This is a genomic window from Pectobacterium carotovorum, assembly GCA_016415585.1.
Lineage (GTDB): Bacteria > Pseudomonadota > Gammaproteobacteria > Enterobacterales > Enterobacteriaceae > Pectobacterium > Pectobacterium carotovorum_K.
In genome coordinates this window covers 3068564-3085031 of the sequence record CP066552.1, presented here as the reverse complement: position 1 = coordinate 3085031, position 16468 = coordinate 3068564, and the positions used below count along the sequence as shown (strand labels likewise).

The 16468-nt window shown below is 52.1% G+C and carries 15 protein-coding genes; 4 read left to right on the top strand and 11 right to left on the bottom strand.

The window, feature by feature from the left end; genetic code table 11:
* Nucleotides 1–136: 136 nt before the first annotated feature.
* The gene (locus tag JFY74_13760; protein ID QQG27174.1) at nucleotides 137–973 is read right to left on the bottom strand and encodes a MipA/OmpV family protein; all 837 of its coding nucleotides are present in this window, start codon (nucleotides 971–973) and stop codon (nucleotides 137–139) included.
* Nucleotides 974–1176: 203 nt separating this feature from the next.
* On the opposite strand from JFY74_13760, the gene JFY74_13755 reads away from it, so the two are divergent.
* Together JFY74_13755 and JFY74_13750 are read left to right on the top strand one after the other, a co-directional pair.
* Entirely contained in the window at nucleotides 1177–1854 is a 678-nt protein-coding gene (locus tag JFY74_13755; protein QQG27173.1) for a response regulator transcription factor, read from the top strand.
* Nucleotides 1854–3242, top strand: a complete 1389-nt coding sequence (locus JFY74_13750; GenBank protein QQG27172.1) for a sensor histidine kinase — start codon at nucleotides 1854–1856, stop codon at nucleotides 3240–3242. The genes JFY74_13755 and JFY74_13750 overlap by 1 nt, the downstream gene beginning before the upstream one ends.
* A gap of 66 nt (nucleotides 3243–3308) precedes the next feature.
* Here JFY74_13750 and JFY74_13745 read toward each other — a convergent pair whose 3' ends face one another.
* The 3 genes from JFY74_13745 to JFY74_13735 form a co-directional block, all read right to left on the bottom strand.
* Nucleotides 3309–4199, bottom strand: a complete 891-nt coding sequence (locus JFY74_13745) for an SMP-30/gluconolactonase/LRE family protein (protein ID QQG27171.1) — start codon at nucleotides 4197–4199, stop codon at nucleotides 3309–3311.
* An 82-nt stretch (nucleotides 4200–4281) separates the two neighbouring features.
* Nucleotides 4282–4755: a DMT family transporter gene (locus JFY74_13740; protein QQG27170.1), complete on the bottom strand. Its 474-nt coding sequence runs from the start codon at nucleotides 4753–4755 to the stop codon at nucleotides 4282–4284.
* 11 nt (nucleotides 4756–4766) lie between these two features.
* Entirely contained in the window at nucleotides 4767–6164 is a 1398-nt protein-coding gene (locus JFY74_13735; GenBank protein QQG27169.1) for an amidohydrolase family protein, read from the bottom strand.
* A gap of 131 nt (nucleotides 6165–6295) precedes the next feature.
* On the opposite strand from JFY74_13735, the gene JFY74_13730 reads away from it, so the two are divergent.
* The gene (locus tag JFY74_13730) at nucleotides 6296–7180 is read left to right on the top strand and encodes a LysR family transcriptional regulator (GenBank protein QQG27168.1); all 885 of its coding nucleotides are present in this window, start codon (nucleotides 6296–6298) and stop codon (nucleotides 7178–7180) included.
* Nucleotides 7181–7279: 99 nt separating this feature from the next.
* Here the strand turns inward: JFY74_13730 and JFY74_13725 are convergent, their stop codons facing one another.
* The 6 genes from JFY74_13725 to JFY74_13700 all read right to left on the bottom strand — a co-directional run bounded on the left by JFY74_13725 (nucleotide 7280) and on the right by JFY74_13700 (nucleotide 13918).
* Nucleotides 7280–8098, bottom strand: coding sequence for a haloacid dehalogenase-like hydrolase (locus JFY74_13725; GenBank protein QQG27167.1), 819 nt, complete (start codon nucleotides 8096–8098; stop codon nucleotides 7280–7282).
* A gap of 528 nt (nucleotides 8099–8626) precedes the next feature.
* Nucleotides 8627–10681 (bottom strand): hypothetical protein, encoded by a 2055-nt coding sequence (locus tag JFY74_13720; protein QQG27166.1) that lies wholly within the window; start codon nucleotides 10679–10681, stop codon nucleotides 8627–8629.
* A 106-nt stretch (nucleotides 10682–10787) separates the two neighbouring features.
* A complete protein-coding gene (locus tag JFY74_13715) occupies nucleotides 10788–11702 on the bottom strand; it encodes an aminotransferase class IV (protein QQG27165.1) in 915 nt (304 codons plus the stop codon).
* Between the two features lie 28 nt (nucleotides 11703–11730).
* On the bottom strand, nucleotides 11731–12543 hold the full coding sequence (locus tag JFY74_13710; GenBank protein QQG27164.1) for an amino acid ABC transporter ATP-binding protein: 813 nt from the start codon (nucleotides 12541–12543) through the stop codon (nucleotides 11731–11733).
* Between the two features lie 23 nt (nucleotides 12544–12566).
* Entirely contained in the window at nucleotides 12567–13232 is a 666-nt protein-coding gene (locus JFY74_13705) for an amino acid ABC transporter permease (protein QQG27163.1), read from the bottom strand.
* Nucleotides 13233–13240: 8 nt separating this feature from the next.
* Nucleotides 13241–13918 (bottom strand): amino acid ABC transporter permease, encoded by a 678-nt coding sequence (locus JFY74_13700; GenBank protein ID QQG27162.1) that lies wholly within the window; start codon nucleotides 13916–13918, stop codon nucleotides 13241–13243.
* A gap of 150 nt (nucleotides 13919–14068) precedes the next feature.
* Between JFY74_13700 and JFY74_13695 the strand changes: the two genes are divergently transcribed.
* Entirely contained in the window at nucleotides 14069–15478 is a 1410-nt protein-coding gene (locus JFY74_13695) for an MmgE/PrpD family protein (protein ID QQG27161.1), read from the top strand.
* Between the two features lie 34 nt (nucleotides 15479–15512).
* On the opposite strand, the gene JFY74_13690 is transcribed toward JFY74_13695, so the two are convergent.
* Entirely contained in the window at nucleotides 15513–16346 is an 834-nt protein-coding gene (locus tag JFY74_13690) for a transporter substrate-binding domain-containing protein (GenBank protein ID QQG27160.1), read from the bottom strand.
* Nucleotides 16347–16468: the final 122 nt, after the last annotated feature.

Below are 16468 nucleotides of genomic sequence, written 5' to 3'. Positions count from 1 at the left end.
CTCTGAGTAACAGGGCATAAGCAGGGCGAGTGGGTGAGCTGAGTACCGCCCCATCATCTGAACTGGGGCGGTTCGAATGTGTACTGATTGACAGTGCATAGCCACAAGCTGCCTGGAAGCATGCGTCTAATAACGATCAGAAGCTATATGTCACCTTCAGGCTTCCGGTAGGCGATGCTTTTCGTTGAACAATTGGGCTATTGCGTGCATCACCAGTCAACTGCGTAAAGCCTGCTGCGGCAACCATGCTCCAATTTTGGTTGAACTTGTGCGTCCAGTCAGTGTTCAGTGAATAGGCATAAATCCCCGATCCGGCATCATGTTGGGCAAACCCCGATGCGGCCGACTGTGATGCATTTACCCCGTAGTAAGTCTGCATGTACTCGCTAGTCCCCCAACTGCTGGTCAGCGCCAGCGTGATGGAATTTTTCGATGACGTATAGAGCGGGCTGATAATGCCAAAATGCAGGGCTTCACCATTGCTTCGTTGAGAAACCGGCACCTCAGCCTGCAATTGCAAATTAAGCCAGTCCGTCACCTTATACCCCAGACCAAGCACACCGATGGCCGATCCTTTGATGTCACCCATACCTCGCAAGTGGTCGCTACCGTAGTTGATCGAGTCGCTGTCCACGTCACGGTCCTTACGGCCTGCGCGATAGCTCAGCGCCGCGCTGTAATCCAACTTGCCGATGTTGTTACCGTAACCGATACCACGCGTAGTGCTGACGAAGAAACCATTTACCATAGAGTAATCAATCACCAGGGCAGTCGTGACGCGGTTTTCATCCGAACCAGAATAACGTGGCGCAACATCCACGCCTCCTCCCAGGGTCAACTCGTTGCCCTGTTTCTGTTCTGCTGCCAATATTGGGGTGGCCAGTAACGCCAGGACAGCGCCCGACAATAATTTTTTCAGGGTACGCCCCGAGAGCGAATGAAGGAACTTATGATGCAGTTCGATGTTTCTCATTAAAGAAGTCCTTGTGGATTCAACTGATTACGATACAAGCGGTTTTAAACACCAGAACGCGCAGTTTGAATGCTCACCCTGAAGTTCTCATGAGCCAAAAATGAAGAAATACTGAAGTTAGCACCGGGTGGCAAATCTGGTAGATTTCCTGATACCGTTTTTTCTTCAGACGTTCTTCATTCACTGTTGATAAAGTAACTATTGTGAACATTCTCCTAATTGAAGACGACCTCGATCTCGGCAATGGCGTACGTATTGCCCTTGAAGATCAAGGATTAGATGTCATATGGGTGCGCCGTAAAGTGGATGCGCTGCATCAACTCGCTCTCTGCGTGCCAGAACTTGTATTGCTCGACCTCGGCCTGCCTGACGGTGATGGCATGAGCCTGATGGCGAACCTGCGTCAGCAGTTCAAGGGGATCCCCGTTATCATCCTGACTGCCCGAGGCACTCTGCAAGATCGTCTGGCTGGGCTGGATGCCGGTGCAGACGACTATCTCGTCAAACCTTTTGTTCTCGCTGAATTGTTGGCTAGGGTGAGAGCCCTTGCGCGGCGCAGTTACGGTTTTCAGAATGAGGTGATAGAAATTCGAGGATTATCTCTCCATGTGCCGACGCGACGCGTGACGGTGGGGGCACGTAATATTGATTTGACGGCAAGTGAATACGCGCTGCTTGAAACGTTAATGCTGCGCACTGACCGCGTGCTTACACGACGGTTTCTGGAAGAAAAGATATTCGGTGCAAAAGAAAACATGAGCAATCCTCTCGATGTGCATATGGGCAATTTGCGTCGCAAAATCGGCGAGGGCTATGTGCGAACGGTGCGGGGCGTAGGGTATGTCATTGATACCGTACCGATTCAGAAGGGGGCAGGTTGATGCGCAATTTTTGGCGCCACCTAAGAATCCCAACGCTCGTACGGAGAATGATGATCGCCCAAATGCTATTGCTTACGCTGCTTTGGTGTCTTTTTCTGACCTACATTTTATGGGAGAACTTGCGTAGCCCCTCTATGCTATTGGGCAATAAGACTTACGAAACCATTCTTACATTGGTTGATCGTATGGGGGATCGCCCGCAGGATCTAACCGATGTGCTGGAAAAGTTCAGCAAGGCGTTGCAGGAAAGTTATGGCGGAGGGGAAGATCCAGAACTGTCAATCAGCCTAATCGTTCGGAACAATAAAGAGATAATTTATTCATCTGATGGCGCTCCGGCAGGGGTGACAAACACCCGATATGGGAAAATACAGAGTATTCAGAGCGATGGTCGTACCTGGACTAGCCGTACGCTAAAGTCCGGGAGCTCCGACGCGGAGGTAACGCTGGTCACCCCTGCCGGAGGCTGGAACTTCTTTATATACCTGAACTCGCGTGGATACTACATATTGCCGCTGCTGGTATGCATTCCTTTTCTTTTGTTTCCCGCGTGGCTGTCAATCCGCATTGCAATGCGACCCTGGAACAAGGTGGTAAATGAAATTGCCTTACGAACTCCAGAAGATCTCTCCCCCTTAAAAGAAGTACCAAAGCACAGGGAGCTTCGCCAAATGGTGGACGCTATTCATATATTTCTTGCCAGGGTGCGAGAAAGTGCTGAAAGGGAAAGGGTTTTCATTGCCGATGCCGCTCATGAGCTGCGTACCCCCCTGGCTGCGATGCGAATCAATGTTGAGGCTTTGCAGGCCTATATAAGCAGCGATAATCAACAGGCGTTGCTTGCAGGGATTATCCGCAGCAATGGCCGTGCTGCTCGTCTCGTCAATCAACTGCTGCTGCTGATGCACAGCGAAGCACGCATTGACACGGTTATGGAGCCAGCGCCGCTGACGACGCTCATACAAGAGCGAATGGCCGTGTTGGCACCGCTAGCGGCTGGGCGCAGGATTGAGCTTGAATTCTACTCCCATGATGAAATATGGATTACAGGTGTTAGGGAACGCCTGATGTCGCTGATTGACAATGTCATTGAAAATGCCGTGAAGTACAGTCCTGAGGGCGGACGGGTTGAGGTAGATCTTCGATCATTAGATAAATCCACGCAGTTACGTGTCTCAGATGCAGGGCCCGGTATTCCAGTTGAATTGAGGGAGCGCGTGTTCGATAGATTTTTTCGCGATCCCAATCAGATGCAAAGCGGGAGTGGACTGGGACTGGCAATAGTCAAAGCGGTTGCCCAGCAACACAACAGCAACGTATACCTAAGTACATCTGCAGAAGGCGGGCTTATGGTAACGGTTGACTTTCCACACCACAATTCCGTCTGAAAGAAAACACAATGTTGTCCTTTTCCTTATTACTTGAGAAATCAGTCGCGCATTGCGGATCCAGCATCAGTGCCTCATCCGCTTCCGCCTGCAACGTCTGGATGAGATTAAGCCAAAGCGGCTTTCTGGCAATCCGGCAAAAAATGGTGACCGGATACTGAAAAGTGCACCGTCATATGTGGTTGGTTCAGTAAGTCCAACACGTGCACTGGTGCAAAAAAGCGTGTTCAGTGACGAACCGCCGAGCACCGGGCAGGTAGTCTGGATGGCAGGAGCAGACAGAATACTGTGCGTTTCTCCCTCTGGGCTGTAACGAACAACCCGACTGCCGCCCCATTCGGCGTTCCACAGATAACCCTGTGCATCAATGCAGGAACCATCAGGCGCGCCGCCACCTTCGACTTCAGTAAAAATTCGCTGATTGCGGAGCGAAGGATAATCACAGCAAAAGATTCGTCCCTGCATGGAGTCGCTGTAATACATAGTGCTTCCATCTGGGCTAAAGCAGATGCTGTTAGGAATGGCAACAGCGGGCAGGTCGAGTGTTTCCGTTTCCAGACTGACAGAATTTAGCCTGTGAAATTTACCGATCGGCTCCACCGGATAGCCGTCGTGCATCGTGCTGAAGACAAAGTTTCCGGCACGATCGCAGCGGCCATCGTTAATACGCGTTCCTGGTGCGCCGGGAGAGGCGGCAACCAAGGTAAACATGCCGCTCTGAAGATCGTAATAGCCCAGGCAGGATTCGAAACCCATCAGCAGAATGTGTTCTTCATCGGTCAGCGCAAATGAGCCGAGGCGCTCCGGTAAGGGCCATCGGCTGATTTCTTCACTGTCTTCCTGTATAGCGAGTAATTCACTCCCCTCAATATCTGTCCAGTACAGGCGATGTGTCCTTTCGCACCAGAGGGGACACTCTCCCAGTTCATTGCTGGCATAAGCTGCAATAGTAAGCATTGTTTATTACCTTAGAGAGGCGGGGATTCCCTGCCGTAAAGTGGATTAGTTTCTGACGCCACGGGCGTATGAGTTTTCTCTGTCAGCTCAGAAAACGTTGTGACAGGCGATCGCCAAAGAGCATGACGGCAAGCCCGGCCAGCATGACCAGCATTCCACCCAGTCTGAGCAACGAAACCGGCCTTCGTATGGCACCCAGCAGACCAAAATGGTCAATCATCTGTGATGAAAGTAACTGTCCGACAATCGCCAACCCGAGCAGGGCTGAAAATCCGATTTTTGGCGCGAGTACGACATAGCTGAACAGAGCGCAGGCCCCGATCAGGCCTCCCGCCAGACTCCACAACGGTTGTGACGAAATGGCTGCAAGAGAAGTCAATAATCCCCCGCGCAGCAGTGAATAAATCCCAAGGCTGAACGCTCCGGCAGCGAAGGAAAACAACGCGGCGGTGACAGGATCGCCCCCGAGCCCTCGCGCCAGCTGGCTGTTCAGGGTGGTCTGCAGAGTGATCTCGAGACCAGCTGCAAAAGCGATGGCGTAATAAATCATGCTCATGCGTTTACCTGTCAGTGTGCTTGCTTCAGGGGCAGGAAGGTTTCCGCAAAAATGTCAGGCTCATATCCGGCGGCGGCAAACAGATGCTCACGCGATTCATCAATGACTGCACGAAGACGTGTGCTGTCCACGCCCAGGACTTTGCCGTTCTGCTTGACGATGCGCCCGCCGATCATGACGGTATCGATGTTGCTGCGCTCCGTCGCATGTACCACTGTGCCAAAGGCATTCCCGGACGGGTAGAGGTTGATGTCGCCGGCGTTAATCAGGATCAGATCGGCCTGTTTGCCCGGCGTCAGGCTGCCAACTTTGTCCTGCAACCCTGCACAGGCCGCACCGTCGAGGGTCGCTGCTTTAAGGAGCTGTGCTGCCGGAAGAGTTTTCAGCGAATGTGCGGGATCGCAGCAGTGCTGCTGGTGCATGCCCATCACCCTTTGCAGGTAAAATGCCACGCGCATTTCCATAAACATGTCGGTACTGTAGGACGTTTCGTTATCAACGCTGAGTCCCGGGCTGATGCCGTGGCGATGCGCAGCCTCAATGGCATACATACCGCCTTCGATGCCATAGTGTGCATCGGAGCGGGGACAGACGTTCACGCGAACACCCGCTTCCCGCAGGATCTTCCATCCCTCGTCAGGCAGTGACGTGCAGTGATTGAAAATATTGTCCGGCCCAAGAAGCCCCTGCTGATGCAGCGATTCAAGCTCAGAGGCCATTTCAGCGCCAAAGAATTCAGTGACGATTGGCAGTTCCAGCCTGCGGGCCTCGGCCCACAACTCTGGCTCCAGCTGTGCCATGACGCCAAGAGTAACAAGCCCTTCGGGGTTGTTTTTGAAATATTTCTCCTGCAGGCGTTGCCAGTTGCCCGGCCAGTGCGCTCTGTCCCATTCGCCCGAGACCGGTGCACCGGAGGCGTGGATGGCGCGAATACCCGAATCAAGCAGGGCCTCTACGGCGGCGTCCGAATGCGCAGCGGTGCGGCTATTGTGCGAATTATCAATCACGGTGGTAATACCCGCGTCAATAGCCCCCAGAGCGGTAAGCAGGTTACCAACATAGATATCGGCAGGGTGGTAGTATTTGGCGAAAGAGAAGTGCGTGGCGTTACTGTAGTCGTCTAGGCAGGTGGTATTAGGGTTGATGCGGCGCAACTGACCTTCCCATGCGTGACGATGAGAATCCACCATCCCCGGCATGACAATCATGTTCGTGGCATCTATTACGTGCGCATCCTGTACGTCCAGGTTCTGACCTACAGCGGTAATGGTTGAACCACTGATAAGAATGTCGCCGCGTTCAATGTTACCCACGCTGTCATCCATGCTCAGGATTGTTGCGCCCCGAACCAAGGTTACAGGCGGGTTTACAACCTGGTTATTAACAATGTTTCTGATGTAATCGGTCATTTATACAGCCTCTTTCCTGAAAATCAGGAAAACGATACGTCACTCAATTAACCTTAAAAAGGTGCTCAAACCGTTTTCATAATTCATAATCTGCGAATAATAAGAGTCACTGATTGCCGGGGAGAGGAAAAATGGATCGTATACAGGCTATGCAGATCTTTATACGAGTGGCTGAAGCCGGAAGCTTCGTACGGGCGGCAGAAGCGCTTTCACTGCCTGCTTCAACGGTTACCAGTACCATTCAAAGTCTTGAGAAATATCTGCAGGTACGTCTGCTTAACCGGACAACGAGACGGGTCAGCCTTACCCCGGAGGGTTTGCAGTATCTCAGTGAGTGCAGAGAAATTCTCTCATTAATCGAACATGCGGAATCCGGCCTGAAGGATTCCGTCAGGCGACCACAGGGGCGTCTGCGAGTTGATATGCCGGGTGGGATAGCCCATTTCATCGTTATGCCAAATCTGAAAGACTTTTACCGGCTTTATCCTGATATTTACCTGATGATTGGGGTAAGCGATCGACAGGTCAATCTCGTTCAGGAGGGTGTGGACTGCGTAATCAGGACGGGGGAGCTGAATAACTCTACGCTTGTGGCCCGTCCGCTTGGTCGTTTTCGGTGGATCACTTGCGCCTCACCGAACTATCTCAGGGAGTATGGTATTCCTGATAGCCCAGAAGAGTTGTCACAGCATCGGGCCATTCACTACTTTTCCGGTTCTGCCAGGCGCGCGGATGAACTGCATTTCCTGCGTGGCACTGAGACTTTGTCCGTGCCAGTAAAGGGAAATGCCGCCGTTAACGAAACGGGGCTCTATATTAAAATGTGTCTTGACGGTTTTGGGCTGGCACAGCTTGCTGAAAGCATCGTCTTTGAGAATCTTCAGGAAGGGAGACTTGTCGAGGTTATGGCTGACTGGCAGCCGCCATCAGTCCCGCTCACATTACTTTATCCGCATCAGCGTTTTCTTTCACCGGCCGTTCGCGCGTTTGCTGACTGGGTTGCCACTATTCTATGAAGCACTCGTGCCAGCGCTATGAATGTCCGCTTCGCTCAAAGCGGACTGTGCCACGTTCGCAATGACTGCATTGTGCTAGGGGCGGACATCATTGCCTGACTATCCCTTTCTCTTAAATAATTGTAACAGTCCTTTTACTGTAACATCCAATTGACTCCCCTCATTATACAAAGCAGGAACAACATAATTAGCTCTCTCTTCAGCGATTAACTTCTCAACTTTTTCTTGCGTAGTCTGATTATTCCATTTTTTATTGTCAAATACAGCCAAAGAAACTCCGCCTTGATATCGAACCATTTTCATTGCTGGAATGTCTGTGTCTCCATCTCCAAAGTATATCATTTTTTGGAAAGGGATCTCGCGATCTTCAGGCTCAATAAATTTATTGATGGCTGCATTATCCCATGAGTTAGGAATGCCTTTATTTATTCTAAATAAAAATTGAGTTTTTGTAGTGTAATTGATTGCTTGTGCTGGCCATGTAACGGATTTACCATCAGGAGAATAATGATATTTACATGCATAGATATCACGGAATTTACAGCCTATGGATGTCCCTCTAATCATCGCATCTAAACCACTGGAAATTATGTAATGATATAATTCCAAACCGTGTTGTTGAGCATAATCATTTATTCGCTCAAACCAGCCTTCAACACCGGGGAATAGCGGGATTGATTTTCCATGTTTTTCCAAGTTGGCTTCAGTTAACTCTTGGGAACCAAGTTCACTTGCTTTCTCAGCAAGAAGTCCAAGATAAGACAATATTTCATCGCCATCATCATTCTTGGCCCGTTGTTTAACGGACTGCCAAAAAGAAGCAACATCATCAATTCCTAAAGCGGGCATAAGTCCGTGTTGGGCACAATCACCTTCTGCTAGAGTTCCATCAAAATCATAAATTAACGCACATTTCATTGGTTATACCTACTTAACGTAACGCAAAACTATGAAACATAGTATGCAATGGTTGGAGGCAACGCAGTGATGCCAAAGATCAACACTATATTAATAATGCTTCAGAGAATATATGCCAAAATATTAAGACCGATTTAAAATCGGTCAATAGAGATTTGAGCAATATGTCAAAACTATGCTCCACCAACTGACTATTTCCTTTTGATTAATACAACCAGATGTTATTGATGCCCTAACTAATTGGACAAATAACAGTGAACTTCCGCTGTTCGCCCAAAGCAGACAACTCCCGACGAGATCTTAAGCCTGAGTCGTCGTTGAATAATACCACTGAGCGACCTATAAACCTCGGCGACTCAATTTCCCCAAGAAAACGGCGGGGCTTATCGTTGTCCCATTGAGTGAGTCATGGAAAGCTCCTGCCTCCATATAACCTCACTCAACGCGGTGCCACTTTCGAAAGGATATGAATCATCCGCACATCCATGCAGAATCATCGATTACTGAGCGTTTCTCCTGTGTGGGATCTCATTGTTCATACTCCCATTTCGGAATCACGCAGCCTTTAGGGCCGGGGGCGGTCTGTTTTCCATTTTCATCGAAACGTGTTTCACAGCCTGTGGTTAGTCTGCCGTCTTTCCAGACCCCGCTGCTTTTGACTTTGCCATCGGGGTAATAACAGGCGCTTTCGCCTTGGCGCAGCGCGCCCTGATAATCTTTGTACTCTTTGCCATCGACCACCAACGGTTTGAAACCCTGCGCGCGACTAATGCATTGCATCTGGCCGTTAGGGTAATAGCTGATTTGGGTGTAGCTGTCATCGGTGCCGATACGCGTTTCATCCTGACGCTGACCGTTCGCATACCAGGTATTATTGGTTTGCTGGCGGTTGAACAGATAATCGGCTTCGGTGAGGGGCGTGCCGTCAGGGTTGAAGGTTTGCTGTTTACCGCAGTAGCCGCGACCGCTCATCGACAGAGGGCAGTAATTGCGCTCGGTAATTTTGACGCCAGTGGCGGTAAATTCCTGCATCAGTCCGACTTCATAACCGTGGTCAAGGGTTGATATGGACTTCGGTTTTCCGTCGGGGAAATTATAGATATTCAGGCCGTCGAGTTCGCCATTGCGGTAGCCGCGATCGGCGCGCACAGTGGTGCCATCGTCATAATATTCGATTTCACGGCCCTCCAGTTTGCCCATGACATAGTCAGCCTGATAAACCATTTTTCCGGCAGCGTTGAACTTCTGGTACAAACCGTGGGGAAGATTATCTTTATAATGAATGATTTGTGTCAGATGGCCTTTCTCATCACTCCAGCGAAGTTCTCCCTGCTTTACGCCAGCGATCAGTTCAACCTGTTGGTTCTCGCCGTCAGCCGTCTTTAGTTTCCACACACCATTAGCCACGCCTTTCACAAACGGGCCCTCGCCGTTTTCGGTGATCCACATGCCTTCAGGCTGGTCATCAACATAATCGCCTTTCGAGCGCAGCACACCCGCCAGACGGCGCTCGCTTGGGCCATGGCGCTGGCCATTGAGGTAAGTATCGAAGCCACCCAACTCTGGTGTATTGCCATCCATGCCGTCGGTGATCTCCCAGCGGCCTTCACGTTCATCGTCTTTCATCAATCCCGTTGCCGTTTCTTGCCCATCGCTGATGGTCCACTGGCCTTGCTGTTGTCCCGCTATATAGCTACCTGAACTGCCGAAGTTCTCGCCGACGGTGGTCCATTTTCCGTCAGGAACGCCATGCAGGAAAAAACCTTTTACTAAGCCATATTGCGGTGAGTAATAGGCATAAGGCCCATTCTCGCTGCCGCTGAATTTAGCCGGGTCAGCTTGCCAACTGATGGCTGTCGCGCGAAATCCGGGTGTTGCGCTGTCTTCCACGCGACGGAAGGTTACAGTAAGAAATAAACCGTCTTTTTCCGCGAAGGTTTTTTTATAGGCGTAGACGTTGTCTGCTGGCTGTTTCGCAGCATGAGAAGGTGTGCCATCGTCAAGATACCAGCCGACAACGTCACCCTGAGTAAAGTCGATGTTATCGAAATCGTGATTATCGAACTTAGGGTACTGCGCGCTGTAGTCATAAGGTGGAAGCTTGGCGAGGGCGCGTTTTACCGACGTTGAATTGAGATCCTTATTCTCGCGAACCAGCTTGTCCAGAACCGGCTGTAAACTCAGTACTGGAATATAGCTGCCGTCTTCAATGTAACGCCAACCGCGCAGGGCGAACTTGCCATTGCTTTTACTCAACACCAGCGTGATTTGACCCGCCTGGTCTACGTCGACATAAAATACGGATTCAATGGTGGAATCAGGGAAGGTACCGAGCAGATGGGGAAGGTGATCGACACTATGATCCTCTTCGCTACAGAAGCAATAATAGCCTTTGACCACCTGGTTTTCCTGAATGAAAACCAGAAGGGCGCTGCTGTCGCGTGCGCCCGAAATGATCGGATGCGCCAGCGTTTTACCCGCGTAAAAAGGGTGTGCGGTGTCGTCTGGGGCGGCGATAGCCGTGCTGACCCCTATGACCATATTCAGTAGTAGGATGCCAAACAGTAACTTTACGGCTTTCATTCCCTGACCTGCTCTTTTGAAAAAGTGGCGCTTAGGTTACATGAAATGTTTCTGGCGGTTAATATTTCGTTGAATCAATTCGTTGTTGAACGTAGCGCCTCAATCACTACGCGTGCAGATACGCCTCATACCAGCGGCTGAGCTGTTCGGTCACCGGGCGGTGTTCGGGGTTAAACGGGCGGCCATCCAGCGCTTTTACTGGGGTGATGCCCGCCAGCGTGCCGGTGACAAAGGCTTCATCGGCGGTGAGGGCTTCTGCCAGCGTAAAATCCTGAGCCCTGACCTTCAGCCCGTTGGCCTCTGCGAGGTTGATAAGGGTCTGGCGGGTAATGCCGTTGAAGCAGTAACATCCCGATGACGTCCACAGTTCACCGCGGCGGACGATAAAAAAGTTGGTGGAGTTACAGCTGGCGACAAAACCGTGTGGATCCAGCATCAGCGCCTCATCGGCACCGGCCTGCAACGCCTGTAGCAGTGCCTGAATAAGATTGAGGCGACTGTGCGAATTCAGCCGCAGATCGAAGACGTCTGGCGTGCTGGTGCGGTAAGTGGAGGTAAACAGCGCCAGTCCGCGTTTTTTCGCTGCGATATCGACGACTTTGTACTCCGCCACGCACACGATGGTTGCGCCGCCGATGATGAAGCGGGGATCCTGATTTGGCGTATGCTTTTTCCCACGGGTAATCATCAGGCGGATATGCGCGCCATCGGTCATGCCGTTGACGGCCAATGTCTTGTAGAGAATATCGGTCAGCGCCTCCCGGCTATGGCCGATATCTAACTGGATCGTGGCGGCACCCTCAAACAGGCGATCCAGATGCACCTCCAGCGCAATCAGGCGGCCGTTAACCAAACGCAATCCTTCCCATACGCCGTCACCGCACACGTAACCGGAATCAAAGATCGACACCACCGCGTTATCGCGATGAACAAATTCCCCATTCACATACACCTGTACGTCGTTGTTACGTGGATCTTGCAAATAAGCCTGACTGCTCTGGCTGGATAATGTGGGTTGCATCGTGCTGTTCCTGAATGTGAATGATGAGCTAAAAGGATCGCTCGGCAAAGCGAGCAAGGAAGGCTTGCGTACGAGGTTGCTGCGGATTTTTGAGCACCTGTTCGGCGCTGCCCATTTCATGGATCACGCCATTCTCGATAAAGATGACGCGGTCGGCGAAGTGATAGGCAAATCCCAGTTCATGCGTGACCAGCAGCAGCGTGCGGCCTTCCTCCGCGAGCGCCCGGATTGTGTGCAGCACTTCGCCCACCAGTTCTGGATCCAGCGATGAGGTGGGTTCATCGAACAGCATGATCTCCGGCGACATCGCCAGCGCACGGGCAATCGCCACGCGCTGCTGTTGCCCGCCGGACAGGCTGGCGGGACGAGCCTCTTGCTTATTGCCCAGCCCGACTTTTTCCAACTGTGCTTTGGCGATGTTATCCGCGTCATGCCGTGGCATTTTCTTTACCGACAGCAGTGCTTCACGCACATTCTCCAGCACGGTCAGGTGGGGAAACAGATTGAATTGCTGAAACACCATCCCTACGCGTTCCCGCACGGCGCACAGCTGTTTTTCCGGGTAATCACGCTGGCCTTTGGCATCCGTTTTCCCCAGAACCACACCATCCAGTTCGATGGTGCCAGCGCTGGGGATCTCCATGAAATTCAGGCAGCGCAGCAGCGTACTTTTCCCCGAACCGCTGCCGCCGATGATGGCGATTTTTTCACCGCGCCGCACATCCAGATCGATACCTTTCAATACCTCAACGGCACCGAAGCGCTTCTGGAGTCCGCGGATGCGCAGAACGACATCCTCATTCAGGTCTATATCTTCACGCAGAACTTTATCTTCACTCATAGCAATCCTGTGTTGCTGTCAGGCTAGGGGGTGGAACGGAAACGACGTTCAAGTCGTGCGGCAAGGTAGCTCCCCGGCCAGATCAAAACGAAATAGAGCAGTGCCACCACCGTCAGAATTTCCAGCGGACGATAATAGGTGCTGCTCAGCAGTCGCCCTTGGTACATCAGTTCATTGACGGCCAGTATCGAGGCCAGCGAGGTGACTTTAGCCAGCTCGATCATCCGGTTGGTTAAGGCGGGCAGCATGTTACGCAGTACCTGAGGCAGAACCACACGCCGCAAAATGACCGAGTGACGCATCCCCAGCGCTTTCGCGCCTTCCCACTGCCCGTGATCGATGGATTGCAGCCCGGCACGGAAAATCTCCGTACAGTACGCCGCGCTATAGAGCGTCAGTGCCAGCGCGGCGGCGCCAAACGTACTGAACTGCAAACCAACCAGAACCGGAAAGGCGTAATAGAACCAGATCAGTTGGATCAGAACGGGCGTATTACGGAATATTTCGACAAAGCATCTGGCAGGCAGCGATAGCCAGCGTTTGCCAAATACGCGAAACAGACCGAGAACCAACCCCAGCGCGGTGCCCAGCGCGCCGGCCAGCAACCACAGTTCGAGCGTGACGCCAAGGCCTTTCAGCAGCACGGGAATGTTGTGCCAGACCAGCGAGAAATCCCATTGATAATGCATGCTGTTCCTTACGCGAGTCGACGGTCTGCCAGTGACAGCCGTTTCTCAATATGTTGACTGAACAGGCTAATCAGCAGCAGCAGGGTGAAATACATCACCGCCACGAGACTGTAGACTTCCAGCGGTCGGTAGGTTTGGCTGTTGATCTGCATCGCCTGATAAAGCAGTTCGCTATAGGCCAGTGATGACGCCAGCGACGTGGATTTGATGAGTTCAAACGAGCGCTCAATAAAGGGTGGGATCATCCGGCGTAACGCCTGCGGAAGAATAACCCGTCGCAGCGCGGTCGATTTCGGCATCCCCAGCGCTTTTGCGCCTTCCCATTGCCCGGTGTGAATAGAAGAGATCGCGCCACGGTAGACTTCGGCGTAGAACGCGCCGGACTGTGCAGACAGCGCGATCACGGCAGCGGTGAAAGGCGAAAAGGTTAAGGGCGTAATGACGGGCAGGGCATAGTAAATCCAGAAAAAATGCACCAGCGCAGGCGTATTACGGTAAAAGCCGATCAGCATCACGGCGGGCAGACGCATCAGTCGTCGGGGCGACATTTTCATCGCGGCGAGAACCATGCCTGCCACCATACCGATCAGGACGCTGGTCGCACCGATCTTTATTGTTCCCCATAGCCCCTCCAGCAGTAGCTGGTGGTAAGGCCAGATGGCGGAAAAATCCCACTGATACGACATAAATATAGCGCCCCTGAAAAGTGCGTAATTAGGAAATACGTTTCTTATTTTGTTAGAACCTATGCATCTTAGCAGGTCGAAAAAATGATAAATAAATAATAAAACGTGGTGCTAATATTCCTTTTATGTATAACAAATGACGATTTTTTGATGACTCACTCTGCCGTATTACCTCTGACGCTGTGTCTGGCGACCTTTGCTCATCGGTTGACGATTCAGGACATTCCCGCGGCATTAAGAAGAAAAATCGTGCTGCATTTTATCGACAGTCTGGGCTGTGGCATTGCTGGCGCAAACAGTCAGGTGGTGCGGGACTGCGCGCGCGTCACCCGCCTGCACTACGCAGCAGGTAACAGCCCAATAGTGGATGGCGGAGCGCCGCTAGCCGCCATCGGCGCGGCATTTTTGAATGCGGCGGCGATCAATGCGCTGGATTACGATGATGGCTATGAGGTTGCTGGGCGCGGCATGGGGCACCCCGGTGCCACACTGGTTGCTGCCGCGCTGGCAGCATTAGGAACGCGCCCGATCGACGGCGAAACGCTGATTTGTGCGCTGGCTGCGGCGTATGAAATCAATGGGCGAATCATTCAGTCTCAGCAACCGACTCAGGCGCGTTTTCAGCAGGTCTATGGCGTGTGCCAGCATGAATCCATCGGGGCGGCGGTAGCCTACGGATTACTGACGGGATGTGATGCCGAAGGAGTAGAGAACGCAATCGGTCTGGCCGCGTCGTTGACGCCGTTGCCCAGCTTACACAAATACAACTGGCAGCAGCGACCGCTGGTGTCTTTCAAGGATTACAACGCCCCTGCGGCGGAATCGGGCGTCCGTGCTGTCGAGCTGCATCGTGGCGGGATTATCGGCCCAAGAGATGTGCTGTCCGGCGAGCACGGGTTCTGGCGCATGATGGGATCTGACCACTTTGATGAAGCGGCATTGATTACCGGTCTGGGAGAACAATGGGCGCTTCAGCACGCCAGTTTCAAAGCGTATCCGGCCTGTCGCTGGATACATACTGCGCTGGAATCCTTCGAGCGCCTACAGCACGAATTGGCGTTATTGCCGCAGGACATCGACGTTATTCGGGTAAAAGGAAGCCAGAGGCTGGCCGCTGATTTTATGGATACGCGACCGCAAAATGAAACGGATGCACAGTTCAGCCTGCCGTTTGCGCTGGCCTGTCTTGCCCACCGTATTCCGCGCCATCGCTGGAGTGCCGATGAGACCTTAGCCAACCCGGTGCTTCAAGCGCTGGCTGATAAGGTTCACGTTGAGGTGTCGCCCGAGCTTGACCAGCTTATGGCGCAGGAACGTCGTCCGGTGTTGCAGGTTGATGTTGTTACGCAGGGAAAGGTGGTGAACGGTGAACGCATTGCGTTTCCGCTGGGGTGTGCGGAACATCCGTTAGCGGAAAGCCGCATCATGGCGAAATTTGCGGAGAACCTATCGTCCCGACGTGCCCCAACACATGTTGCGGAGGCAACGGCGGCGTTATCCGAACTTGAGCACTGTCAGGATGTCGCCGCGCTGCTGACCCCGCTAATAAGTGTGTCCTGAATCCGTTCAGGACCGTTCTGTTATCCGATGCCAATTATTTCCAGTCTTCTTTAATGACCGATGGCACTTTGCTGACGTCCACGCCGCGCAATTTGAGCGCCTGCTCATAGTAGTGCTGCGTCTTGCCGGATTTATACAGTTTGGCAAATTCGTCATTTAGAAAGTTATGGAAGGTCTGGTCGGTTTCTTTACGGATGGCTCCGCTGGTGCTGACCTCGATAATCGGTTTCGGCAGAATCAAATTACCTTTACCGACTTTGGCCTGCTGCAATGCCAGAGCGGGGTGGAAGTAAGACAGAGCATCGACACGACCGGCATAAAACGCCGCTACGCCTTCATCCATATTCGGGAAACGTACCAACTGTGCCTTGGGCAGGCGTTTGGTCAGAATCAGGTCCGGGCTGGAACCCAGCGTCACGCCGATCTTAACATCTTCCCGATTGAGGTCGTCCCAGTTGGTCACAGCGATACCATCGCGAATCAGCACGCCTTGCGCATACCAAAAGAAAGGCTGCTCAGGAAAATCGACCGCTTTTTTCCGCTCTTCCGTCGGGTCGAGCACCAGCATGGTATCGATCTGGCCGGTTTGTAAGGCAGCGATAGCATTGCCCCACGTGGTTTCCACCGTCACCAGTTTTACCCCCAGATCGTTTGCCAGCTCTTTGCCGATGTTATAGCCGATGCCGTCCCATTCTCCGGTCGAGGGATTTTTAAAGTACCACGGCTCACCCTGTGCCACGCCGATGCGTAATTCACCGGTCTGTTTGATGTGCTGCCAGGTTGAGGTTTGCGTTTCCGCAGCCTGACTAAAGAAGGAGGCGCTAATCAGCGTTATCGCCATGAATACCTGGTGAAGAGAACGTTTCATTATAATTACCCTGATGGTTGAGTTTTAATCGAGGCGATATATTTCGCTCATGCAGAGTAGCGAAATACTTATAGCGAAATTAGTTCTTTTCGCCTTATCTCATTCCAGATAAATATAACGAT

Coding starts and splice junctions, on each gene's coding strand:
- JFY74_13760 (QQG27174.1), bottom strand. CDS start 973: ATGAGAAACATCGAACTGCATCATAAGTTCCTTCATTCGCTCTCGGGG.
- JFY74_13750 (QQG27172.1), top strand. CDS start 1,854: ATGCGCAATTTTTGGCGCCACCTAAGAATCCCAACGCTCGTACGGAGA.
- JFY74_13745 (QQG27171.1), bottom strand. CDS start 4,199: ATGCTTACTATTGCAGCTTATGCCAGCAATGAACTGGGAGAGTGTCCC.
- JFY74_13740 (QQG27170.1), bottom strand. CDS start 4,755: ATGAGCATGATTTATTACGCCATCGCTTTTGCAGCTGGTCTCGAGATC.
- JFY74_13735 (QQG27169.1), bottom strand. CDS start 6,164: ATGACCGATTACATCAGAAACATTGTTAATAACCAGGTTGTAAACCCG.
- JFY74_13730 (QQG27168.1), top strand. CDS start 6,296: ATGGATCGTATACAGGCTATGCAGATCTTTATACGAGTGGCTGAAGCC.
- JFY74_13725 (QQG27167.1), bottom strand. CDS start 8,098: ATGAAATGTGCGTTAATTTATGATTTTGATGGAACTCTAGCAGAAGGT.
- JFY74_13720 (QQG27166.1), bottom strand. CDS start 10,681: ATGAAAGCCGTAAAGTTACTGTTTGGCATCCTACTACTGAATATGGTC.
- JFY74_13715 (QQG27165.1), bottom strand. CDS start 11,702: ATGCAACCCACATTATCCAGCCAGAGCAGTCAGGCTTATTTGCAAGAT.
- JFY74_13710 (QQG27164.1), bottom strand. CDS start 12,543: ATGAGTGAAGATAAAGTTCTGCGTGAAGATATAGACCTGAATGAGGAT.
- JFY74_13705 (QQG27163.1), bottom strand. CDS start 13,232: ATGCATTATCAATGGGATTTCTCGCTGGTCTGGCACAACATTCCCGTG.
- JFY74_13700 (QQG27162.1), bottom strand. CDS start 13,918: ATGTCGTATCAGTGGGATTTTTCCGCCATCTGGCCTTACCACCAGCTA.
- JFY74_13695 (QQG27161.1), top strand. CDS start 14,069: ATGACTCACTCTGCCGTATTACCTCTGACGCTGTGTCTGGCGACCTTT.
- JFY74_13690 (QQG27160.1), bottom strand. CDS start 16,346: ATGAAACGTTCTCTTCACCAGGTATTCATGGCGATAACGCTGATTAGC.